23 protein-coding genes, 1 tRNA gene and 2 pseudogenes are annotated in these 24,354 nt (G+C 34.2%); 13 read left to right on the top strand and 13 right to left on the bottom strand.

Annotation, left to right across the window (positions count from 1 at the left end):
- Positions 1–155: 155 nt before the first annotated feature.
- A complete protein-coding gene (locus M2306_RS01110; protein ID WP_181816702.1) occupies positions 156–329 on the bottom strand; it encodes a hypothetical protein in 174 nt (57 codons plus the stop codon).
- Between the two features lie 474 nt (positions 330–803).
- Here M2306_RS01110 and M2306_RS01105 point away from each other — a divergent pair, with 474 nt between their 5' ends.
- The 3 genes from M2306_RS01105 (at position 804) to M2306_RS01095 (ending at position 4,040) form a co-directional block, all read left to right on the top strand.
- The gene (locus M2306_RS01105; protein ID WP_259189128.1) at positions 804–1,727 is read left to right on the top strand and encodes a helix-turn-helix domain-containing protein; all 924 of its coding nucleotides are present in this window, start codon (positions 804–806) and stop codon (positions 1,725–1,727) included.
- A gap of 95 nt (positions 1,728–1,822) precedes the next feature.
- The gene (locus tag M2306_RS01100) at positions 1,823–3,019 is read left to right on the top strand and encodes an MFS transporter (RefSeq protein WP_115091250.1); all 1,197 of its coding nucleotides are present in this window, start codon (positions 1,823–1,825) and stop codon (positions 3,017–3,019) included.
- 64 nt (positions 3,020–3,083) lie between these two features.
- Positions 3,084–4,040 (top strand): DMT family transporter, encoded by a 957-nt coding sequence (locus tag M2306_RS01095; RefSeq protein WP_498882731.1) that lies wholly within the window; start codon positions 3,084–3,086, stop codon positions 4,038–4,040.
- Here M2306_RS01095 and M2306_RS01090 read toward each other — a convergent pair.
- On the bottom strand, positions 4,037–4,264 hold the full coding sequence (locus M2306_RS01090; RefSeq protein WP_498882730.1) for a hypothetical protein: 228 nt from the start codon (positions 4,262–4,264) through the stop codon (positions 4,037–4,039). The genes M2306_RS01095 and M2306_RS01090 overlap by 4 nt on opposite strands.
- A 46-nt stretch (positions 4,265–4,310) precedes the next feature.
- On the bottom strand, positions 4,311–5,507 hold the full coding sequence (locus M2306_RS01085; protein WP_498882729.1) for a lipopolysaccharide biosynthesis protein: 1,197 nt from the start codon (positions 5,505–5,507) through the stop codon (positions 4,311–4,313).
- Between the two features lie 136 nt (positions 5,508–5,643).
- On the opposite strand from M2306_RS01085, the gene M2306_RS01080 reads away from it, so the two are divergent.
- The 5 genes and pseudogenes from M2306_RS01080 to M2306_RS01060 all read left to right on the top strand — a co-directional run bounded on the left by M2306_RS01080 (position 5,644) and on the right by M2306_RS01060 (position 9,912).
- Positions 5,644–6,498 carry a glycosyltransferase family 2 protein gene (locus M2306_RS01080; protein ID WP_259189129.1) on the top strand — a complete coding sequence of 285 codons (855 nt, stop codon included), beginning with the start codon at positions 5,644–5,646 and terminating at the stop codon, positions 6,496–6,498.
- 67 nt (positions 6,499–6,565) lie between these two features.
- Positions 6,566–7,313, top strand: a pseudogene (locus M2306_RS01075) (MlaE family ABC transporter permease).
- A gap of 4 nt (positions 7,314–7,317) precedes the next feature.
- Entirely contained in the window at positions 7,318–8,091 is a 774-nt protein-coding gene (locus M2306_RS01070; RefSeq protein WP_115091257.1) for an ABC transporter ATP-binding protein, read from the top strand.
- Positions 8,092–8,351: 260 nt separating this feature from the next.
- The gene (locus tag M2306_RS01065) at positions 8,352–9,224 is read left to right on the top strand and encodes a pirin family protein (protein ID WP_115091259.1); all 873 of its coding nucleotides are present in this window, start codon (positions 8,352–8,354) and stop codon (positions 9,222–9,224) included.
- Positions 9,225–9,315: 91 nt separating this feature from the next.
- Positions 9,316–9,912 (top strand): hypothetical protein, encoded by a 597-nt coding sequence (locus M2306_RS01060; protein ID WP_259189130.1) that lies wholly within the window; start codon positions 9,316–9,318, stop codon positions 9,910–9,912.
- Between the two features lie 305 nt (positions 9,913–10,217).
- On the opposite strand, the gene M2306_RS01055 is transcribed toward M2306_RS01060, so the two are convergent.
- The 6 genes and pseudogenes from M2306_RS01055 to M2306_RS01030 form a co-directional block, all read right to left on the bottom strand.
- A complete protein-coding gene (locus M2306_RS01055; protein ID WP_259189131.1) occupies positions 10,218–12,248 on the bottom strand; it encodes a M3 family metallopeptidase in 2,031 nt (676 codons plus the stop codon).
- 165 nt (positions 12,249–12,413) lie between these two features.
- Positions 12,414–15,482: pseudogene (secA, locus tag M2306_RS01050) on the bottom strand (preprotein translocase subunit SecA); the annotation flags it as partial.
- Between the two features lie 75 nt (positions 15,483–15,557).
- On the bottom strand, positions 15,558–15,779 hold the full coding sequence (locus tag M2306_RS01045) for a DUF2795 domain-containing protein (RefSeq protein ID WP_002986941.1): 222 nt from the start codon (positions 15,777–15,779) through the stop codon (positions 15,558–15,560).
- Between the two features lie 132 nt (positions 15,780–15,911).
- The gene (locus M2306_RS01040; protein WP_259189137.1) at positions 15,912–16,487 is read right to left on the bottom strand and encodes a cob(I)yrinic acid a,c-diamide adenosyltransferase; all 576 of its coding nucleotides are present in this window, start codon (positions 16,485–16,487) and stop codon (positions 15,912–15,914) included.
- 73 nt (positions 16,488–16,560) lie between these two features.
- Entirely contained in the window at positions 16,561–17,253 is a 693-nt protein-coding gene (locus tag M2306_RS01035; protein WP_002986945.1) for an ABC transporter ATP-binding protein, read from the bottom strand.
- A gap of 45 nt (positions 17,254–17,298) precedes the next feature.
- A complete protein-coding gene (locus M2306_RS01030; RefSeq protein ID WP_115091275.1) occupies positions 17,299–17,838 on the bottom strand; it encodes a hypothetical protein in 540 nt (179 codons plus the stop codon).
- A gap of 113 nt (positions 17,839–17,951) precedes the next feature.
- Between M2306_RS01030 and M2306_RS01025 the strand changes: the two genes are divergently transcribed.
- Together M2306_RS01025 and M2306_RS01020 are read left to right on the top strand one after the other, a co-directional pair.
- Complete coding sequence (locus tag M2306_RS01025; RefSeq protein ID WP_498882912.1) at positions 17,952–18,032, top strand: hypothetical protein; 81 nt, start codon at positions 17,952–17,954, stop codon at positions 18,030–18,032.
- A gap of 467 nt (positions 18,033–18,499) precedes the next feature.
- The gene (locus M2306_RS01020; RefSeq protein WP_259189138.1) at positions 18,500–18,901 is read left to right on the top strand and encodes a hypothetical protein; all 402 of its coding nucleotides are present in this window, start codon (positions 18,500–18,502) and stop codon (positions 18,899–18,901) included.
- A gap of 36 nt (positions 18,902–18,937) precedes the next feature.
- On the opposite strand, the gene M2306_RS01015 is transcribed toward M2306_RS01020, so the two are convergent.
- Together M2306_RS01015 and M2306_RS01010 are read right to left on the bottom strand one after the other, a co-directional pair.
- Entirely contained in the window at positions 18,938–19,597 is a 660-nt protein-coding gene (locus M2306_RS01015) for a hypothetical protein (RefSeq protein ID WP_115091279.1), read from the bottom strand.
- Positions 19,598–19,602: 5 nt separating this feature from the next.
- The gene (locus M2306_RS01010) at positions 19,603–19,947 is read right to left on the bottom strand and encodes a hypothetical protein (RefSeq protein ID WP_259189140.1); all 345 of its coding nucleotides are present in this window, start codon (positions 19,945–19,947) and stop codon (positions 19,603–19,605) included.
- Positions 19,948–20,050: 103 nt separating this feature from the next.
- Here M2306_RS01010 and M2306_RS01005 point away from each other — a divergent pair, with 103 nt between their 5' ends.
- Together M2306_RS01005 and M2306_RS01000 are read left to right on the top strand one after the other, a co-directional pair.
- Complete coding sequence (locus M2306_RS01005; protein ID WP_498882911.1) at positions 20,051–20,536, top strand: AbiH family protein; 486 nt, start codon at positions 20,051–20,053, stop codon at positions 20,534–20,536.
- Between the two features lie 434 nt (positions 20,537–20,970).
- Positions 20,971–21,372 carry a hypothetical protein gene (locus tag M2306_RS01000; RefSeq protein ID WP_259189141.1) on the top strand — a complete coding sequence of 134 codons (402 nt, stop codon included), beginning with the start codon at positions 20,971–20,973 and terminating at the stop codon, positions 21,370–21,372.
- Positions 21,373–21,417: 45 nt separating this feature from the next.
- On the opposite strand, the gene M2306_RS00995 is transcribed toward M2306_RS01000, so the two are convergent.
- Together M2306_RS00995 and M2306_RS00990 are read right to left on the bottom strand one after the other, a co-directional pair.
- Entirely contained in the window at positions 21,418–21,738 is a 321-nt protein-coding gene (locus M2306_RS00995) for a hypothetical protein (RefSeq protein WP_259189142.1), read from the bottom strand.
- A 608-nt stretch (positions 21,739–22,346) separates the two neighbouring features.
- Positions 22,347–22,420, bottom strand: a tRNA-Arg gene (locus tag M2306_RS00990).
- 714 nt (positions 22,421–23,134) lie between these two features.
- Here M2306_RS00990 and M2306_RS00985 point away from each other — a divergent pair.
- A complete protein-coding gene (locus M2306_RS00985) occupies positions 23,135–24,154 on the top strand; it encodes a hypothetical protein (RefSeq protein ID WP_259189143.1) in 1,020 nt (339 codons plus the stop codon).
- Positions 24,155–24,354: the final 200 nt, after the last annotated feature.

Raw genomic sequence — 24,354 nt, 5'->3', positions numbered from 1 at the left:
TTACCCTAGCGATAAAATAAAAGTAAGCATAAAAAAGATATGATTCCCTAGTAATCCTTTGAAATGCTTGATATTATAACGAAAAAATATAAAATAAATTGATTCGTGAATGTAATCTTTAGAAGAATAATGGATCTACAATTAACTAAGTAGGCTTACCCATTTGACTCATCTCTAAATCGATATTTTTTAACTAGAAAATATGCTCCACTTAAAATCAAGAGTGCATAACAAACTAAATCTGCATGACTATAACTAAAAAAATCAAACAAATTCAATACAAGTCCCATAGTGGTTACAAGTATTAATCCTTTAACTAATTTATCCATTTTTATAAAATTTGAAATTAATTTCCCCTTTATCCGAAATAACTTCGATTGCAAGAACTCAGTTAAATTCTTACTGTTCTAATACTAAAAAAAACTCCATTAATTTTTAATTCTATATCAACAAAAAACATTCCACTTTTAAAAATGGTTATAAAATCAACTCCTTGATTAATATAGTTTTACAAAAATTAAAACAAATAAGCTAAACGAAATACAACACAAATCAGAAAAACGTTACGATTAAATCAAAATATCCTATAAAATAAAATTATTTCAGCGCATTACTTAAAATACATCACGTAATAAAAAATTTTAATTTTCTCTGTTTTTTATTATGAATTGAGAAAAAAAGAGCAGTAAACCAGGAAGTAAACCTCTCAAATCGTGTCGTTTTCTTATTTAGCTGTTAATTCTGCTCTTATTTCTTCTTTTTATTTGATTTTTGTAATTTTACTCCATCAAATAAAGCGTCCTATGAGTAAAGATTTAGAAACCATTGCCGATTATTACAAGGAGAGATCTTCGTCTTCGCTCTCCCAGAATTATGCGTTTAGTATCAACGAATACAAGACTGGGACTTCACACTTCAATATTAATATGCGCAAGTATTGTAGTTTTACAACGCCTTATAATCGCCGTGATTTTTATAAAGTAGGACTCATTATTGGCCGAGGGGAATTACATTATGGTTCGCATTCCATTACCATTGACCGACCTGCTTTATTTTTACCTTGTCCAACAACTCCATACTCTTGGACGTGTATTGAAAAAAAACAAGAAGGGTACTTTTGCTTATTCAATTACGAGTTTTTTACCGAAAACAGAAATCTAGAATCCTTTAAAAAGACGTCTTTATTCAAAGAATGGGGAAAGCCCTTAATCTTTTTAACTCCCGCCCAATTGGATATTGCTCATACCTATTTTCAACAAATGTATATCATGGCACAGTCGGATTACCCCTTAAAATACGAGGTAATTCGAAACCTATTGGCTTTACTGCTTCATCAGGCCTTACAGCTTAAAGTAGAAGACATCTCTCTCGATGAGCAGAGTGCATCCATGCGTCTATTTCGCCTGTTTGATCAACTACTGAATAAACAATTTCCTCTAGATTCACCTGCTTATCCGCTGGCATTACGTCGTCCTATTGATTATGCCAATAAACTCAATGTACATGTGAATCACTTGAACTCCTCCATCAAATCTGCTACAGGAAAAACGACCTCTCAACATATTACAGATCGCATTTTATTAGAAGCAAAAAATCTACTCATCAATACCGATTGGGATATTGCACAAGTGGGTTATACCCTTGGTTTTGATCAACCGTCTCATTTTACACATTTCTTTAAAAAACACGTGGAGCAAACTCCTTTACAATTTAGAAACCACAATTAAAATTCTTTGATTTATACAATTATACCTTTGTCTTTTTTAAGGTAGCTGCTGCGTTGTTCTTTTACTTTTGTGTCCATAAAACAACAATTCATTTTATGCTTAGAGAAGCTACAAACCAAAGAAAAAAGCTAGCAACTATTCTGGCTTTTAGTTCAATTCCCCTATCTGGATTTGTAACGGACATCTACTTACCTTCCTTTCCTTCTATGGCGAATGATTTAGCCATTACAGAAAAGGAAGTACAACTTACTTTAACCTGTTATTTATTGAGTTATGGTATTTCACAGCTCTTCGTTGGTAGTGTTCTCGATAGTATTGGACGGTATAAACCCCGTTTAATTGCGCTGCTTTTTATTGCTTTATCCAGTACGTTAATCGCGCTTACCAATGATATTTTCTTGATTTGTCTGTTGCGCATTGTGCAAGGAATTGCTATTTCGATTTTAGTTGTGGCAACCCGAGCCATTTTCATGGACATTTATGAAGAAAAACAACGCATTCATTACCTGAGTTATTTCACCGTCGTTTGGTCATGTGGTCCAATCCTCGCTCCATTCTTAGGCGGATACCTCGATGCTATGTTTTCTTGGCATGCGAATTTTTATTTTCTTTCAATTTATGCTGTAGTACTCTTTATATTAGATCTAGTCATCAGTGGTGAAAGTATCCCAGAAAAGAAAAAATTCAATTTAGGCCAGACCCTCCAAGTGTATAAAACCATGTTGAGCAACCAAAACTTTATCATGGGAATCTTTATTCTTGGGATGAGTTACTCCATCGTGATGATTTTCAATATTGCAGGTCCCTTTTTAATTGAAAACACCTTCAATCAAAATTCTATTGTTATTGGTTACTGTACCTTGCTCTTGGGATTTTCTTGGATGTTAGGAGGACTTATTGGCAAAAGAAGGATGCACCTCTCATTTGAGCAACGCACCACACAACCCATCTATATTCAGTTGATTTTGTCTCTTGTTTTATTAGGAGTGAGCTATTATGTTGAAAACTTATACCTTTTAATGGTTGGTTTATTCTTCATCCATATCTGTTCAGGTACTTTATTCAACAATTTTTTCACCTCTACGATGTTAGCCTTTCCCAATAATTCAGGAACAGCTGGAGGATTGATGGGCGGATTGACCTATGTTATCACCTCTCTAACCAGTTTCATCATTTCATCTTCTGGGGCTATTAATACTCAATTTCAATTGAGTACGCGTTATACTGCACTGATTATTTGTCTTTTATTCTTGATTTTGTACATCGTACAACTCAATAAAAAAACACACTAGTCAGACCTAAAAAAAGAAGTCAATTTCCATCGAAATATGTACCTTTGCCGCCGCTTCCCTCAGTTTGAAGGAAGCGGTTTTATCATCTAAATCATTTGTATTACCTATTATGGGACTAAACAATAAGTTTCTAGGTTTTTCAGCAGCTATCTTTGCTGCTGCACTTTGGGGTGTATCAGGAGCATTTGCTCAATTCTTATTCAATGAGAAAAATTTCAACGCCGAATGGCTGGTAACTGTTCGCCTTCTAATTTCAGGTAGCATTATGCTTTCATTAGGCATCCTCAAAGGCGATAAAGATGTATGGCATATCTGGAAAAATAAAAAATACGCCTCTCAATTGGTTGTTTTTAGTTTTTTGGGCATGCTATTAGTCCAATACTCCTATTTTATTACCATTTTTCACTCGAATGCAGCAACCGCCACCGTACTTCAGTATATTGGTCCTGTTTTTATTGCCATTTATTTAGCTCTTCGCTTGAGAAAATGGCCTAAGCCTATTGAAATATTGGCGATTGGTTTAGCGATGTTAGGTACCTTTTTATTGGTTACACATGGAGATATTAATAGTTTAACCATTACCCCTACAGCTTTGATTTGGGGAATCATCTCTGCCATTGCACTAGCAGCTTATACAATTTTACCTGTGCATTTATTGAAAGAATACAGCCCTATTGTCATCATTGGATGGAGTATGTTAATTGCAGGTACGGGAATGGCACTTGTCTATCCTCCTACGCATTTTCCTGGAATATGGGATATGGAAACGTTTTGGGCAGTTGCTTTTATCATCCTATTTGGTACGTTGATTTCTTTCTATATTTTCTTGGATGCCATCAACAATATTGGCCCACAACGCGCTAGTTTACTCGCTTGTGCAGAACCTTTATCCGCAACGTTAATTGCTGTTTTTTACTTCGGTGTTCAATTTGAATTTCTAGATTGGTTAGGAAGTAGCTGTATTATTTTCACCATCTTATTATTGACGAAAATAAAGAAAAAGGAAATTCCAGAAAATTAACGCCAATAGCGTTTAAATAACATAATAAAACGCTGTTGGATTAAAAACACCCACGGCGTTTTAAAAATTAAAACCCCACCACACATCAAGATAAATCCTACGCGAACAACTAAAGTAAGCAAATAGCTGTGATTGAGAACTGGGATATAAAACCCAATCCCCAACACCAATAACATACAAAGGAATAACTTACCAAATTGTACGTCAAAAGGCCATAGTTTCATTTTGAGGTAGATGTAAATCACCTTTCCTACATTAAATAGGGTTAAACTAAGTAAGGAAGCTAATCCAACACCAAAAATACCATAATCCGTTTGGGTTAAAAACCAAAAGATTCATACCGACATTCAGTACCATTAAAAACAGAATGGAGATTAAATTAAAACGGTAGTATTTGGAATAGGAAATAATCTCTGAATTAAATCCTGTCGACATATTGATTACTCCATTGACGCCTAATAAATAGATAATTGGAATAGAAGGAGCCAATTTATCATAAGTGGGCAATACGCGAAACAAAGGATCAATCCCTACAGCTACACAAGAGAACAATAACATTCCGATAAAAAACATGACACGGGCTACCTCTTTGTATTTCTCATTGAGCTTTTTGAGCTGTACATTTTTAATCAAATCTGAGATAACAGGTGCGTACAACGCAAAGACACCTGTAGCGGGAATCGCTAAGGTTGAGGCTAAAGTTACCCCAATATTATAGGTTCCATTTGCCTCATAAGAAATGAAATACGGAATCATCAAGGAGTCTACGCGAAACGCAAAAAAAGAACCAAAACTACCCGCAAAGGCAAATAAACTATAGGCGTAATAGTCCCTTTTCTTTACCTTATCAAATAAATCATCGTACTTTTTACTAATATGATAAGGATATAGCTTATAAATATAGATTCCTATTACAGCGGTGATTAACCCATAACTCACAATATACAAAATCAAGCCTTGATCGATTGTCGTTGTGGTATACAACGCTAACAAAAAGATACTGGGTAAGGTTATTTTGGGAATAATCTTCTCAAAGAAAGTAGGAAAGGATATCTTTTGCAGGTTTGTTGCTTGTCTGCGAAATAGCTCAATATAAGCCATTGCAATAGCCAATGGAAAGGCAAAAGCTACATATTTAAACGAGGCATCTGCATAAAAGAATCGGATAACAACCAAAGAAATCCCAACCCAGCCGGCCAATTTTGCTAAAGAAATCAAGCTATAACTAAAGAGTTTATGCTGTAATTTTTCTGTTAATTGAGGATAGAAATTAATCAATGCATGTGTACTTCCTAAAACAATAATAGGGTACATGATTTGAGCGCAGGCATCAACAAAACGAATAATCCCCAGCATTTCTTTGTCTTGCGGATAGATTAAAATCGTTGAAACAACGCCAATCAATACGCCTAAATAATTAATTAGCGTAAATAAAAAAGCTTGTTTGGTTGAAATACCATTCCCCATTGTACTTGTTTCCTTGATTCGTATCTACAAATATACTGGCTATTCGATGCTTAACTACATTTTTTTATATTTTTGTGTAATTGCATGCTAAAAGATTTCATTTTAAAAAAAACCGCAGTTGTAAATATCCTATTTCATGAAGTATATTGTTATTATTCCCGCTTACAATGAAGCCTCTTATATTGCAAAAACCTTGCAGAGTTTAGCGGCTCAAACCTTACTTCCTGAATGGGTGTTGGTGGTCAATGATAATTCAACAGACCAAACAGCATCCCTTGTAGAATCATTTACTACACAATATCCTTGGTTACACCTAACCACGAAATCATCCGCTGCAATTCATTTGCCAGGAAGTAAAGTGGTTCAAGCCTTCAATTATGGTTTATCCCTACTACCTGAATCGATAGCCTATGATATCATCGTAAAATTGGATGCTGATTTAATTCTTCCGCCTGATTATTTTGCTTCCATTGTATCTGCCTTTCTAGACAATCCCAAACTCGGTATGGCTGGAGGTATCGCATTAATCGAAAAGAACAACAATTGGATTGTCGAAAACTTAACGGATAAAGACCATATTCGCGGGGCATTCAAAGCCTATCGAAAGGCGTGTTTTCAGCAGATTGGTGGACTCAAACCTGAGATGGGATGGGATACGGTTGATGAATTACTCTGCCGATACTATCATTGGGAGATTCTTGTGCGTCAAGATTTACAAATCAAACACCTCAAACCAACAGGGGCTCAATACGACCAAACGGCTCGTTATAAACAGGGGGAAGCCTTTTACCGCCTGCACTATGGTTTATTGATTACGCTCATCGCTAGTTTAAAGTTAGCTTCCAAAAAAGGAAAACCCCTATTGTTTCTCGATTACATCAAAGGATACTTTAAAGCAAAAGCAAAGCAAGAACCTTACTTAGTCACAGAAGAACAAGGAAAATTTATTCGTCAATACCGTTGGGCTAAAATAAAGTCCAAGTTGTTTTAGTAGATTTTTGACCTTATAAACCTAAAAACTCATTTGTAATTGGTAATTTAGCCGATATTTATTTTTTATGATAAAAACTGGATTAACAAATATTGGTCAGTACTTTATTATGCTAAAAGAAATTTTTAGCAAAATGACTAAGTGGAAAGTAATGAAGGAGCTCATATTCAAAGAAATAGACGATTTAATCATTGGTTCTTTGGGTATTGTGTGCTTCTTATCTTTTTTCGTTGGAGGTGTTGTTGCTATTCAGACAGCCTTAAACTTAACCAATCCTTTAATTCCTAAATATCTTATTGGATTTGCAACCAGACAATCGGTTATCTTAGAATTTGCCCCTACCTTCATCTCCATCATTATGGCGGGAAAAAATGGGATCTTTTATCACATCGAGTATTGGTACCATGCGTGTTACGGAACAAATTGATGCCTTAGAGGTAATGGGAGTTAGTTCATTGAACTACCTTGTTTTCCCTAAAATGGTTGCTGTTTTGTTATATCCTTTCGTTATTGGTATCAGTATGTTCCTAGGTGTTTTAGGTGGATGGTTCGGTGGTGTTATGGGTAACTTTGTATCTTCGGAGCAATTTATCACTGGATTACAAGATAGTTTTATTCCGTTTCACATTACGTATGCGTTTATCAAAACAACTCTTTTTGGTTTCTTATTAGCGACTATTCCTTCTTACTTTGGATACTACATGAAAGGTGGTGCACTAGAAGTAGGAAAGGCAAGTACCACTGCTTTCGTATGGACGAGTGTGGCAATTATCCTAACAAACTATATATTAACCTCTCTCCTTTTAAGTAATTAGCAAGATGATTGAAGTAACAAACATAGAAAAGTCTTTTAATGGCAATAAGGTTTTGAAGGGAATTACCACGACGTTTGAAACAGGAAAAACCAATTTAATCATCGGACAAAGTGGTTCAGGAAAAACGGTTTTCTTGAAAACACTCTTGGGTATTCACGCGCATGACAATGGACAAATTCTATTTGATGGAAGGGATTATGCCGATATGAATAAAAATCAACGCCGTGATTTGCGTACGGAAATTGGAATGGTATTCCAAGGAAGTGCTCTTTTTGATTCCATGACAGTGGAAGAAAATATTGCTTTCCCTTTGCGCATGTTTACCAACAAAAGCGATAAAGAAATCATGCATCGTGTAAATGAGGTAATTGACCGCGTCAAATTAATCAATGCCAATAAAAAGAAACCTTCGGAAATATCTGGAGGAATGCAAAAAAGGGTAGCCATTGCTCGTGCAATCGTAAACAACCCTAAATATTTATTCTGTGACGAACCAAACTCTGGATTAGATCCAAAAACAGCAATCGTCATTGACAACTTGATTCAAGAAATCACCCACGAATACGATATTACAACTGTAATTAATACACACGATATGAACTCGGTGTTGGAAATTGGAGAACACATCGTATTCTTAAAGAATGGTGTATTGGCTTGGTCTGGAAATAATAAAGAGATTATCCAAACAGACAATGAAGATGTCGTGGATTTCGTTTATTCTTCTGAACTTTTTCAGATGGTTCGAGATGCAATGCGACACATTGGATCTTCTAAATAAGTGGAAAGAAAAAAGAAATAAAATTTGGGTGAAGTTTATCAACCCTAACCTTATTTCTTCCTTGATAAAAAACGAAAGATTTGCGGCTGCAAGTCTTTCGTTTTTTTATTTTTCATTGATTCTTCTTTTATCAACAATCCTCTTATACACAAAGGCGAATACCATTTGCCCCTGCCCTCATTTTCCCTTTTCCGTTCTTGTTTTAGATTAAGTAATTTTCATTCATAATGAGGTAACTTTGAGTATAAAATAAAAAGGATATGAAAACAAAAAATATTGAACAAATCGCAGCACCAAGACCTGCACATTTTGTAGGAGATGGTTTTAGAGTACACAATTTTATTCCAGGTGTTCCAGGAATGAGTATGCAACGCATGGATCCCTTCATTATGTTTGACTACAACTCCAAATATCACTTTGGACCGAGTGAAATTCCAAGAGGGGTTGGTGTCCATCCACATAAAGGTTTTGAGACCGTAACAATCGCTTATAAAGGACGTGTTGAACACGGTGATAGCAGTGGTGGTGGTGGAATCATTGGAGAAGGTGATGTACAATGGATGACTGCTGCCTCTGGTGTTTTACACAAAGAGTTTCACGAAACAGAATGGAGTAAAACTGGAGGTGAATTTCAGATGGTTCAATTGTGGGTGAATCTTCCTGCTGAAGCAAAAAAAGGACAACCCCAATATCAAGCGATAGAAAATGCACAAATGCCCCATTATACGCTTGCAGATGGACAAGGATTTATCGAAGTAATCGCAGGTGAATATCAGGGAGTAAAAGGCCCTGCTACAACTTTTACTCCCATCCACATGTCTAACTTAAAAGCAAAAGCAGGTGCACAGGTTACTTATGAATTCCCTACTACCTATAACACTTTGTTATTAGTATTAGAAGGAAGTATTAAAGTAAACGGATCGGATGTACAACAAGATCACGTTGCCGTTATGGCACATGATGGAGAGCAATTCACTGTAGAAGTAACAGCAGATGCTGTTGTATTAGTTCTAGCAGGCCTTCCAATCAAAGAACCTATCGCGCATTATGGCCCATTTGTAATGAATACTCAAGAAGAATTACTACAAGCTTTTGACGATTTTAACACAGGTAAATTCGGAACCTGGAATTAATTCATAACGAAAAGGTGTTGCTAAGCAGCACCTTTTTTGTGTATTTTATTTTCTCATTTTGTGAATTCTCCTAATTTTGCAAATAAAAACTATGCGCAAAAGAATCGCAACAATGAGCCTACTTCTTGGCCTATTTCTTGGTTTATGCTTGGCATGTACTTCCAAAAATACGGCTGAAGTAGAACAGCCCGTTCCCCATACAACAAGCGTAGAAAACAAGGAAACAACACCAGTTGAAACCAAAACAGATGAACAGGAAGAATTGAAACTCAACGGTACGAATCCTGAATTATACGCGGCTTCAGAAGAAACAATGCTGAATATGCTCAATGAACCTGATCAACAGCGTTTACAAAAAGCAATTCAAATTGTATCAAACAAAATCGCTGAAACTGTTGATTTATATACGGAAGATGATGAAATTAATTTTGATGAATGGCATGCCGTTTATTGTAATAAAGTAAATGGACTAACCTTTACAGGAATCCTCCAATTAGCGGAACAATTATTGGTAGAAACAAAACAGCATACACAAGCTAGTTTGAAAGAAGAGATAGCGGATCTAAAAGCCAACCCGACAGACGACCAAGAGGAGTCTTTGTCATTTTTGCAAGAAGAACTTAAAAAAACAAAGAATTTGCCTACTACCATTGATACTTATGTGTATAATGAGGAATGCTTTCTCTAAAAACAGAAATCATTTAACTATTTTTTTATAATTTACAATCCATTATAAAAAAGTTCAAATCAGAATTGATGATTTTTTTCTTTTTTATTTGTTAATAAATTAGTTTTTACTTATATTTGATTTATAGATTTAACCTAAAAAGGTATTTACCTCGTTAAATCTTTCTTCTCGTTGTGTTTTTAACAGAGAAATAAAGCAAAAAAAATCCCTTAGGGATAAAAGATAAGTTGAAAAAAGAAAAGTGATGTTGTTAAGTGTAAAAAAGAGTTCCCAATTTTTAGGAACTCTTTTTCATTTTATATCATTTATGCTAATAAACCAGCTCTTCGCAATAACGCTTCTGGTGTTGGTTCTTGTCCTCTAAACTTTATATATAAGGTCATCGGATGATCTGTTCCTCCTTGTGATAATACATGATCTTTAAATGCTGTAGCTACTTCTTTATTGAAAATTCCCTTTTCTTTGAAGTACGCAAATGCATCCGCATCTAAAACTTCTGCCCATTTGTAACTATAGTATCCCGAAGAATACCCTCCTTGGAAAATATGCGAAAAAGAAGTACTCATTGCATTTTCTGCCACATCTGGATATTGTTGAGTCGCTTTAAACTGCTCTACTTCGAATGCTTTTAAATTCGTGATTTTAGTAGGATTCTGTCCATGCCAACCCATATCAAGCAAACCAAAACTCAATTGTCGTACCGTTGCCATTCCCTCTAAGAAAGAAGCACTTTCTTTGATTTTTTCTACAAATTCCATCGGAATCAATTCTCCTGTTTGATAATGTTTTGCAAACAAGGCTAAGGTTTCTTTTTCGTAGCACCAATTCTCTAAAATCTGACTTGGTAATTCTACGAAGTCCCAATACACATTTGTTCCTGATAAAGACGGATAGGTTGTATTAGCGAGCATTCCGTGTAACGCATGACCAAATTCATGGAATAAGGTTGTCACTTCATTAAAAGTCAATAAAGATGGCTTAGTTGCTGTTGGTTTGGTGAAATTACACACAATAGAAATATGCGGTCTTTCATTGACCCCTTGTTTGATGTACTGATTTTTGAATGACGTCATCCAAGCTCCGTTGCGCTTTCCTTTACGCGGAAAGAAATCAGTATAAAAAACAGCGACAAATTCTCCTTCTTCATTGGTAACTTCAAACGTACGCACCTCATCGTGGTATTTTTCAATATCAAAAACCTCTGTAAAAATAAGTCCATACAGTTTATTGGCTACCTGAAAAGCACCATCTAATACATTTTCTAATTGAAAATAAGGTTTTAAGATTTCATCATCTAAATTAAAACGCTCTTGTTTTAATTTTTCTGCATAATAGCTCCCATCCCATTTTTCTAAATGATCAAGTCCGTCTAATTGTTTCGCAAAAGCCGTTAGCTCCTCAAATTCTTTATCCGCAGCAGGTTTTGCTTTTAATAATAAGTCTTCTAAAAAAGTATTCACCTTCATTGGCGATTGCGCCATACGCTCCTCTAATACAAAATCAGCATGGGTAGCATACCCTAAAATAGTAGCGCGTTCATGTCTTAATTTTGCGATGGTTAACACATGCGTTTCATTATTAAATTCATTTGCTTTAAAGGCTTTTGTCCCCGCTGCAATTGCCAATTCTTTACGCAATGCTCTATTTTCTGCATACGTCATAAACGGAATATAACTTGGATAATCCAAAGTAAAAATCCATCCTGTTTTATTTTCTTGTTTGGCTAATGCTTGTGCTTCCTCAATCGCTCCTTCTGGCAATCCTTTTAAATCGGCTTCATCCGTGATATGCAACTGATAGTTATGCGTTTCTGCCAATACATTTTCTCCAAATTTTAAAGAAGTCGTCGCTAATTCTGCATCAATTGCTCGTACTCTATTCTTTTCCTCTTCTGACAGTAGCGCTCCATTGCGTACAAAGTTCTTGTAATTCTTGGTCAACAAGGTTTGTTGTTCCGTAGTTAATTCCAACTGATTCAATTGTTCATAAACGGCTTTAACGCGCAAAAACAATTGTTCATTCAACAAAATATCATTGCCTAGTTCAGCAAGTAAAGGTGCTACTTCCTGTGCAATTTGTTGCATCTCATCATTGGTTTCAGCTGAATTTAAGTTGAAGAAGATACTCGCTAAAATATCCAACTCCATACCAGAGAATGCCAATGCTTCTATTGTATTTTCAAATGTTGGGAGTTCCGGATTTGAAGTAATCGCTTCGATATCTGCTTTTGACTGTGCAATAGCTTCATCAAATGCAGGTTTATAATCCGTAATTTTTATCTGTGAGAAAGGTGCTGTACCGTATTTTGTTGTAAATGGTTTACTAAAAATAGTCATCGTAATCTAATTTTTGTTTGTTCTATAAATTTACAAATTAATTAAGCGCTAGAACATAAGAAGTCTAGTCTTAACATCCTCTTACCATAAAAAAAGGGCTCTTATAGTAAGAGCCCTATTGTATGGAATAAGCTAAAATTATGCTTGTGCTTCCTCTTGTGTTGGCTGAACTGGTAAGTCCGCTTTCGTCAAGAATGAAGTTATTTCTGCATCCATTTCAGCAATTGTTTTCTTAAACAATTCGAATGCTTCAAACTTATAGATCAACAATGGATCTTTTTGTTCGTGAACAGCTAACTGAACAGATTGTTTCAATTCGTCCATTTTTCTAAGGTGTTTCTTCCACGCCTCATCTAAAATTGACAATACAACATTCTTTTCAAAATCGTCAATTAGACTCATTCCTTGTGTGCTGTATGCTGTTTCTAAGTTTGTCACGACGTTCATTGTTTTCATACCATCTGTAAATGGAACAACAATACGCTCGAAATTATTATCTTGATTCTCGTATACGTTTTTAATTACCTTGAACGCTTCAGCAGCACTGCGCTGTCCTTTTTCGCGGTAAGAAGTAAACGCTTTATCGTATAATCTATTTGCTAATGTAACAACATCATCTTTATTGAATTGATCTTCTGTTACAACGTCGTTAATACCGAAGTTGCGGATCATATCCATATCTAAGTTTTTGAAGTCATTCGCCATTTTGTTTGTTTCGCTAATACGCTCACATAAATCATACATCATATTCGCGATATCCACTTTTAGACGATCTCCAAACAACGCGTGTTTTCTACGTTTGTAAATTACCTCACGTTGTGCATTCATCACGTCATCATATTCTAATAAACGCTTACGAATACCGAAGTTGTTCTCTTCTACTTTTTTCTGTGCTCTTTCGATTGATTTGGTCATCATCGAATGTTGGATTACTTCTCCTTCTTCTAATCCCATTCTATCCATAATCTTCGCTACACGCTCTGATCCGAATAAACGCATTAGGTTATCTTCTAATGACACATAGAATTGAGAACTTCCTGGATCTCCTTGACGTCCTGCACGACCTCTTAACTGACGGTCAACACGTCTTGAATCATGACGCTCTGTACCAATAATTGCTAAACCTCCTTTGTCTTTTACTTCTTGAGAAAGTTTAATATCCGTACCACGACCAGCCATGTTAGTTGCAATTGTTACAATACCTGGTTTTCCAGCTTCTTCAACAATTTGAGCCTCTTGTTTGTGTAATTTCGCATTCAATACGTTGTGTTGAATACCACGCATTTTTAACGACCTACTCAATAACTCAGAAATCTCAACTGAAGTAGTACCAATTAATACAGGGCGACCTGCTTGTGATAATTCTACTACATCATCAATAACTGCTTTATATTTTTCACGTACTGAACGGAAAATTTTATCTTCTTTATCTTTACGAGCAATTCCTCTGTTTGTTGGAATTTCAACTACGTCTAATTTATAGATTTGCAAGAACTCTCCTGCTTCTGTAATAGCCGTACCAGTCATACCTCCCAATTTCTTGTACATACGGAAGTAGTTCTGTAACGTAATCGTTGCAAATGTTTGTGTAGCTGCTTCGATTTTTACGTTTTCTTTCGCCTCGATCGCTTGGTGTAATCCGTCTGAATAACGACGTCCATCCATGATACGACCAGTTTGCTCATCTACGATTAAAATCTTATTATCGATTACAACGTATTCTGTATCTTTTTCAAATACAGTATAAGCTTTCAACAATTGATTTAACGTGTGAATACGCTCGCTTTTTACTCCAAAGTCTTGGAATAAACGCTCTTTTGCAATTGCTTCTTCTTCTCTTGATAAATTTTGGCTTTCAATACGAGCTACTTCTGTTCCGATATCTGGTAATACGAAGAAATACTCATCTGTATCTTGCGATAAGAATTTGATTCCATTATCTGTCAATTGCACTTGATTATTTTTCTCTTCAATCACGAAGTACAAAGCCTCATCCACTTTATGCATTTCTCTATTGTTGTCCTGCATGTAGTGGTTTTCTGTTTTTTGAAGCAATTGTTTTACCCCTTCTTCACTTAAGAATTTAATTAGGGCTTTATTTTTAGGTAAGCTTCGGTATGCTCTTAACAATAAGAATCCACCTTCTTTTGTATTTCCTTCGCGGATTAATTTTTTTGCATCTGCCAAGAAGTTATTCGCTAATTTACGTTGGATTTCAACTAGGTTAGCTACTTTTGGTTTTAGCTCATTAAACTCGTGACGATCACCTTGAGGAACTGGTCCAGAAATAATCAATGGCGTTCTAGCGTCATCCACTAATACTGAATCGACCTCATCGACAATAGCATAGTTGTGTACGCGTTGCACTAATTCTTCTGGCGTATGTGCCATATTATCTCTCAAGTAGTCGAAACCAAATTCATTATTTGTTCCGTACGTGATATCAGCAGCATAAGCCGCTCTTCTTCCTGGAGAGTTTGGTTGGTGGTTATCGATACAGTCAACTGTCATACCGTGGAACTCAAATAAAGGTGCTTTCCACTGACTATCCCTTTTAGCAAGGTAGTCATTCACGGTAACTAAGTGTACTCCGTTTCCAGTTAATGCATTTAAATATAAAGGCAAGGTTGCTACCAATGTTTTACCCTCCCCTGTTTGCATCTCTGCAATTTTACCTTGGTGTAATACAATACCTCCGATTAACTGAACATCGTAGTGAATCATATCCCAAGTTACTTCCTTCCCTGCAGCAGACCATTTATTTGCCCAACTTGCTTTTCCGTCAGCAATGCTAACATACGGCTTGTTTTGTGCAAATTCCATGTCTTTTTCTGAAGCCGATACCACAACCGTTTCGTTTTCTTTGAAACGCTTTGCTGTTTCTTTCACAACTGCAAAAGCTTCTGGTAAGATGTCCATCAATACTTTTTCAGTATTGTCGTACGCTTCTTTTTCTAAGCTATCAATACTTGCGTAGATTGCTTCTCTTTTATCGATATCTTGAGTCTTCTCGATTTCTTCTTTGTACGAAGCAATCTTAGCATCTTGACCGGCTCTAGATTGTTGAATTTTCTCTTTAAAATAGATAGTCTTCGCTCTTAATTCGTCATTTGACAAACCAGATAAAGACGATTCATACGTTTTAATTTTTTCAATTAGAGGTTTTATTTCTTTGATATCTCGTTCAGATTTATCGCCGACAAAAACCTTTAATATGGTATTTATAAGACTCATAAGTTTATATATTTTTACTCTTTTTTACTTGCTAAAATAAACAAAAAAAAGCCTTGAAGAAGGCTTTTTTCTATATTAATACTCATCCTCGTTCCAAAGATAATCTTCGTCCGTAGGATAGTCTGGCCAAATTTCTTCCATAGATTCATAGATTTCTCCTTCATCTTCGATGGATTGTAAATTTTCTACTACTTCAAGGGGTGCGCCTGTTCTAATAGCATAATCTATTAACTCATCTTTAGTAGCAGGCCATGGAGCATCACTTAAATAAGATGCCAATTCTAATGTCCAATACATCTCTTAACCTTTTTTAAATTTTATTGCAAAAATAAATTTTATTATGAAATAAGCAAGCTTTTTTCATAGTATTTCACTAATATTAAAGAACGTCCTGCTTAATCACAACAAAAAACGACTGATTTTACTGGGTTATTTCAACTTTTCAGGTATCCATTTAATCTCATCCGCTTGTAAATCAAAAGTCAACTTTCGTGCCAATACAAATAGATAGTCAGAAAGTCGGTTTAAGTACATCAAAACTTCGGGTTCTACGGGTTCTTCTTGATCCAATTGTACTGACAAACGCTCTGATCTACGACAAACACAACGTGCAATATGACAGAATGACACCGTTGTATGTCCGCCAGGCAGAATAAAATGTGTCATAGGAGCTAATTTTTCCTCCATTCGATCAATTTCATCTTCTAAAAAAACGAGGGTATCGGGTGTGATTTTAGGAATATTCAATCGCTCTTTGCCATTTTTCAATACGGCTTTTTCTGGATCTGTCGCTAAAATAGCCCCTACCGTAAACAAGTGATGCTGAATAGCAAGCAAGGTTTGCTTTTCCAATGCTGGAATTTCCTGATCGCGAATCAATCCGATATAGGAATTTAATTCATCTACCGTTCCATACGCTTCTATTCGCACATGATTTTTGGGTACTCGTGTACCGCCAAATAAAGCTGTAGTACCTTGATCACCCGTTTTAGTATATATTTTCATCGTTGCCTTTGTAATCTGTCTTGTTTTGTTGAAGCAAAATACAATACTTTAGGCAGAATCCAATCGTTTCTTTTTATTTTATTCGTTCATCACTTTCGATTATCCCATCGCGCAAACGAATAATGCGATGTGCGTGTTCAGCAATATCTTCTTCATGCGTAACGAGGATAACAGTATTGCCTTTGCGGTGAATTTCATCAAACAACCCCATGATTTCAATGGATGTTTTAGTATCTAAATTTCCTGTAGGTTCATCCGCTAGAATAATAGAGGGATTATTGACCAATGCACGCGCAACTGCCACACGTTGTCTTTGTCCCCCTGACAATTGATTGGGATGATGATCCATTCGATCTCCTAATCCCACCATATGCAATACATCAGAAGCCCTTTGGTTGCGTTCTTCTTTTGATTTCCCAGCATAAATCATAGGCAAAGCTACGTTGTCTAAAGCTGTGGTACGTGGCATAAGGTTAAAGGTTTGAAAGACGAAACCAATGTCTTTGTTTCGAATTTCTGCCAATTGATCATCGTCCAATCGACTGACATCCTTCCCATTTAAGCTGTAATACCCAGAAGTTGGGGTATCCAGACAGCCTAAAATATTCATCAAGGTCGATTTACCCGATCCAGAAGGTCCCATCAGCGCGACGTAATCTCCTCTTTCAATTTGCAAATCCACGCCTTTTAAAACCTTTACCGTTTCCGATCCCATTTTAAAATCGCGCTTAATTGCTTTGATATCAATAATTAACTCTTTAGACATAATGCTCGTATTTCTTTCTTATAAGTGTCCAAATCAATCCATTTGTTACACGCGAAGCAAACGGAATACGCGATCTGGTTGTAAACGCAGTTTAAAATGCTGTTTTAACTGCTCTTTTCGCTTAAAAGCAACTCCAAAATAATAGAAATCTAAAGTTACAATCATTTCGTTAGATGCTACCACCTCTTGCCAATATTTTTCAATCGATTCAGCCTTACTTCTGCGATCAATTATCCAAAGCGAATCATTGTGCATGGTTGACGCAACTTCTTCTACGATAGGCCATGAAATTGCTTCCTTCCCCTGAAAGAGAATACAGTCGTAAAGATGTATTGGATGTGTATGATAGGATTCGACCAAAATAGCTGTTCTCATTTCCTTTGGGCGTTCACCATTCAATGTAGCCAATTGTTGTGGCCTATAGTAAGTCAACAACCGATCGATGAACTGATTTTTTCTCGATAGTCCCTTCCAACGAATATCAGCAGGGTAAAGTCCACGGGTCAATAAATTAAACACAAAAGGCGAATGAATGCCGTGTTCATTATAAGCAGAAAACCAGAATTGGAGGTAATCGAAAATCATGTGTACTGTTGTTGTTTGTAGTAGTAGAAAATCTTACCCTACAGGTGTAGGACAAAGGTAATGCTTGTTTTATTATATTGATAAAACAAATCCAATAACTAACATATTTTAGTATAAAATATCCTTCAAAAATTAGTACTGTATTTAATGATGCCCAAACAGATGATAAGATATTCAAAAAACTTTACCATTGAAGAAGGTGCTCTTTGGAATGTTTCAGTTAAAATTAATTTAGCTAAGACATCATTAACACCTAAAAACTTTAAAAGAAAGGAAAATAGATATTTTTACTTATTTAAGAGGTAATGAACAAATAGAGAATTTTAGTGGAAATGCTCTAGGAATAGGAACTTTCCAAAGTAATAATTCTGATACTTTATACTTTAAAAGAGTTTCAGAGCTTACAAATGTTGGGGATCAACTATTTAAATTAGATGGGGATCAATCACTTTAATTGGAAATAGAATTGACAAATCAGAAACCTCTATTCGAGTTGATGTCAACCTAGTGGACAATTATAATGGATTCTTTATCCTATCTAGCAGAAACGCTAGAATTGATGGAGGAGAAATACGCGGTTATTATGCGGATATAGAAATGATAAATAATGATGATAAGCCAATTGAATTATTTGCTATTAACTCTAATATCGTAAAAAGTTATGTTTAATGCTCGTGTTTTAAAAGAAGAAGATGACCTAGAATTAGTTTCTTGGTGGACTTGGTGGAGATTCCCCTCTCCTTTGCAGGAACTATTGCCTAACAATGGAACATGCAGAATTATGCTTTCAAAAGAAGGTATTAATATCTGTGCAGGATTCATATACCATACTAATTCAAAAATATGTTGGATTGAGTTTGTTGTGTCGAATCCAGACTACCGCGAATCAGACAGAAAAGAAGCATTATTAGCTTTAATAAATGAACTTGGAGATATAGCTAAAAGCCAAGGTTACAAAGTAGCTTATACCAATCTTAAAAACGCTTCTTTAATCAATCACTTTTCAGATTGTCAATATGTTAAAGGTTCTGTCCAAACAATAGAGATTGTTAAGATATTGTAATAAAAAACCCCTTTTACAAATAAAAGGGGTAAGGGGTTATAGAAAAATAATTTCTTGTATCTCTAAAGTAGGGTTAGCACTAGAAGGAAGCTGTAAAAAAGTTTCTCTAATATTAAAGGATTGACTTACTGAAATGTCATGGTATGTATGGATATGATCTAGACCTTTTGCTATTAAATAATCTACTCCATTAGTTGGTGTAGATCCTTGATTGGCAACTTTAAATCCTCTGAACATAGCACGTGGGCCAAGTGAACTAGGTAGTTGAGGAACTTCATTACATTTAACTGTTTTATATGAAGACACAGGGTACTGATATGTAGGAATACTCCACTGAACATCAGAAGTAGGTAAATAAGGAAACAATGGTGGTAGAGGACCACCACCAGGATGCAGCGGCTCTGGATTACGTATCATTGTATATTTACTTGATGGAGCAGGACAATAATTAAATTCATTTATATCAGTAGGATGAAAATTACTAAATGTAATAAATTCACCAGGTTTTAATTGAATATAATGACCGACAACAACATGAAGATATCGTCCTGGGTTTATAGTTGGGTCAGAAAATGTCATCTCTAGTGCATAAAGATTTTTAATAACAGTAGAAGAATTTCGTATAGTTAATATTCTAGTTGCAAAACTTGTACTAGTGAATGCAAGAACAAATAATAGTGTTATAATTTTTTTCATAGCTGTTAACTGTTTGTTATTTCTAAATATTTTGTTAATACGTAGGTCATGATATCTTCTTGTGTGGTATATCCTCCCATGCTATACTCTCCTATAGAAAGTAAAAATGCCACAGCAGTATTAAAGCTTTCGGTAGAGTATAAAAATTGCTTGATATCAATTCTACCATGAATAAAGTCTATATAAAGTTTATCAAAGTCTTTGTATTCTGTACTCTGTCTTATACTAGAATTTGTATTCAATTCAGTTTTATTATGGCTATCATTTAGATTACCAATATTTTCAGGTTCATTACTACAACTAATAGTAAAAAACGCGCATCCTATGGCTAGGAATAAGATTTTTTTCATAATAAATAATTTTAAAGTTGGTTTGTTAAATATAACAAATGTTAATTTAACTTAAAAAAAACAAATGTAATAATTAACATTAAATACACTTTAACTATACTATATCAAAAAAATAACTAACAACTATTCTCACACTATATATTTCAGAAATAAACAACCCCTAAAAGAAAGTTTTGAAGTAAGACAACATCAACCACCAAATGGTTTAAACCCTGATGAAATAGACAAATGGGATAATAATTATGATGAAAATTATGATGACTTTTCGTATGATGAAGGGAAAAATAGAATAATGAAGTATTTTAAAGGAACATTTAAACCAACAAAAAGAATAATTAAACAAAAAGCATCTTTTTTTAAACAACTAAATACAATTGAAGAGATATTTATTTCTGGGCATTCAATGTCGAAGGTAGATCTTCCTTATTTTAAGGAATTAGATAAACATATAAACACTCATGTTAAATGGACAGTGTCATATTATAATAATGAAGAATATAACAGACATGAAGAAACACTTAATAGTATGGGGATATCAAGTACTACTATAAATTTTGTTAAACTTGATTATTTAAAAATAAACAATTAAGTTTATTTACACCTTAGATAAAAAACATTTGACAAGATAAATTCTTCTAATTTTTCCAAACCCAAAGCACTTTCACTGTTTTGGGTTTTTCTTTTTTCATTCAGCTTTTCAATAATTTATGCCTTAATCAAATCGCTTTTAGAAGCTTCTTTTGGATTATATAATTCAACTGGTAATCTACTCTCCCGACAGCATTTCGCGCATTTCTTAGCAAATTTGACATGCTTTTGCAGTCATGGTATAAAGATGCTCATTTTTATTTTCATCTTTAGCAGCACCCGATATATATCCCATTCGAATTAAGCGATCTACGTTCTAATAGGTATATTGTAGATGGAGGAGAAATATATCGTATTATACAGATATAGAAATAATAAATAATGATGATAAGCCAATTGAATTATTTGCTATTAACTCCAATATCGTAAAAAGTTATGTTTAATGCTAGTGTTTTAAAAGAAGAAGATTACCTAGAATTAGTTTCTTGGTGTACTTGGTGGAGATTCTCCCCTCCTTTGCAGGAACTATTGCCTAACAATGGAACCTGCAGAATTATGCTTTCAAAAGAAGGCATTAATATCTGTGCAGGATTCATATACCATACTAATTCAAAAATATGTTGGATTGAGTTTGTTGTGTCGAATCCAGACTACCGCGAATCAGACAGAAAAGAAGCATTATTAGCTTTAATAAATGAACTTGGAGAAATAGCTAAAAGCCAAGGTTACAAAGTAGCTTATACCAATCTTAAAAACGCTTCTTTAATCAATCATTTTTCAGATTGTGAGTATATTAAAGGCTCTACAGAAACAACTGAGATGATAAAAGTGTTATAATAGTAAAAGCGACTTTAAAAAGTCGCTTTTACTATTATAAACTATCTATTCCCTTATCCCTCCAGCAGGAGTAAAACCTGCAATTTTAACACCGTTTGGCAGTGATTGATACTCACATAGGCTATCAAATATCATTTGTGCAATTTCATCACCATATTCATTCAAAAGTGATTTGCAAATTGAAAAATTAAAAGTACCTGGTGCCGCATAATAACGAGATGAAAGAGGCCAACAGTGACTAGCTAAATTTTCACTATTAATATTAATTACTTCACAAAGCTCAGGAATATCTGGCGGTGTATTCTCTGTTTGAGCAAATGCTCCCATTGAAAAACAAAACGCTAGTCCTAAAAATAATTTCTTCATAATATATAATTTTAAAAATTGGTTAGTTTAAATATACGTAATGTTAATTTAACCTAAATACATAAGCATAACTAATTAACATTTAACACACTTTAACTACACTATATCTAAAAAAACATACCTAACAACTACTCTCATACTACATATCTAGTTTAACTAGATAGAACATCCAAATCTAAAACAATTCAATATAGTCCATAAAGCCTTTATGCGGCATTATTACAGCTATACTACATACTACACTATTATAATGACAGTAGGGCCGATACCTCTACTGGGTCTTTTCATTCTAAAATCAAATACTTTAGAATGATGTATAGGGGAGTTAGAGATAAAGCATTCTTTCTCTTTAGATTGACTAAACTTTTTACCTAAGAAAATATAAATGCAATAGGGTGTATAGGATGCGACCCTTCTCCTTCCTTCGTCAGGATGACAAAAATGGAAGAGATTTTTTTATTCTTCAGGACATACGAATCGGAAAAGCTTACTTAAAAAAAACACTCTTTTTTATGCTATCCCCAAGTTTTGTACTTGATCCGAAATCTACAATTTGGCTAAATTGTATAAAAAAAACCCTACACAAATGTGTAGGGTTTTCCTTTTTGTGACGATGACAGGATTCAAACCTGTAACCTTCTGAGCCGTAATCAGATGCGCTATTCAGTTGCGCCACATCGCCTTAATTTTGTGACCACGGCAGAATTACTTTTTCATACTGCAATGGAAAACAATTAGCTATCATACTTTTACTTGTGTTTTGCACAACTATTGTACAGCAAACTGTTTGTTTAACTGGGTGCAAATATAGGTAAATAGATACAACTAGCAAAACTATATTGTAAATTTTATAGGTCTTACAAAGCAAATTAAAGCATACTTACTAATTTACAGACACTTAAAATAAAATATTTTTTTAGATTATCTGTTACTTCTATCTAAATCGCATTGCAAAGATTCAAAAAACAAATTCCAGATCTAAAAAAATTAGTTTCTTTTCTTATAATTATGTCATTACCCTTTAAACACAAAAATAAAGAGGGTATCCCAACAAGGTCACCCACTTTGTTTTTATCCTTTTTAGACAATTTCTTCTTTTTACCATACAATTAATCTTAATCAGCAATTACCAATCGATTAACAAAAGTACGAAATACCATATATTTTAGCACTTAAGCATGTATTATCATTTAAAAAAACAAACACATTATGCATATATTTCAAATATTTTTTACAAACTATTGTACATTAACTTTATTTAACTAAATTTATAATACTGTAATATCTTTTGAAAATTAGTCCGGAATATTTTATGAGATATAATAGCTGATTTTACTTATTTAAAAGTAGAATTGAAAGAAGAATTAAAAATAATTACCAATTTAAATTTTAAATTATGAAGAAAATTTTATTTATCTTATTGACTTTGTCATTAACGCTTACTTCTTGTAGTTCGGATTCAGTTAATACTGACAGTGAAAATCCAAATTCAAACACAACATTAAGGGTTAATGACAACTTAAGAAATCTTAGAAAAAATGCTTTGGTTGACCTTAACCGAGGAGGTAGAATTTATTATTATGCAGAAACAGGTGCTATTTTTCGTGCTGGTAATAAATCTAATATTGTAATTCCACCTTATTCAATTAAAACAAGAAACGGTGAAGATATTAATGGTATTTTAGATATAGATTATATAGAGATTTTTGAGAAAAGTAAAATGGTAGTAGCTAATACACCAACAATGGCTTTAATCAATGGAAAAAAAGACATATTGGTAACAGGTGGCGAGTTTTATATAGATATTAGATATGAAAGAGAACAAGTAGAAATAGTTCGTCCTATTAAAGTAAATATCGATGTACAGAATTCAGATGCAGATCCTCGAGGTATGGTTTTATGGAATGGTGATATTGATGATAATGGTGATTTAACCTGGTTACCTGCAAATCCAAATGATTTAATTTTCGAAAATGATGGAAAAGTCTTTAATAATGGAAGAGAAAAGGAGCCGGTGTATGATATATTAATTAATAACTCTCGTAGCTTAGGATGGTGTAATGTTGATAAATTAATTTATTTCCCAGGAGACAAAACCAATGTAAACGTAATTGTACCATCAAATTTTGATCAAACAAATTCTTCTGTATATGTAGCGGTTGAAGGGCAAAATAATATGATTTTTCAATTGGATACATTTAATTCAGGAACAAATTCATTTAAATTTTCTTCAGATATAGCATCTGTAGGTTTAAACGTTCATCTTATTTTTGTAGCTGAAATGAATGGAAATTATGTTTATAGTATTTTCTCTACTGCTCTTGGAAATAATTCAAGTTATGTAATACCGAATAATAGTTTGATTTCTACCACAAACTATCAACAATTAGAAGCAGCAATAATGGCTTTACCTTAAAATACTAAATTAAAAATAAATCCTACTTTGATTAATCTGAGTAGGATTTTTTTGTATTAGGAACTAACGAATAATGTTTCGTATATATTGATTCAAATTGTTTTGTACTTGATTCGATATAATGAGGCTTTCTAAAAAAACAAAAACCCGTCTAAAAAAGACGGGGTTTTGTTTTTAGGCTTTTTAATAGCCTCTTGCTT

The sequence above is a fragment of the Myroides gitamensis genome, from assembly GCF_029894455.1.
Taxonomy (GTDB): Bacteria; Bacteroidota; Bacteroidia; order Flavobacteriales; family Flavobacteriaceae; genus Flavobacterium; species Flavobacterium odoratum.
The sequence above is the reverse complement of the archived record's forward strand: the minus strand, read 5'-3'. Positions and strand labels throughout refer to the sequence as shown.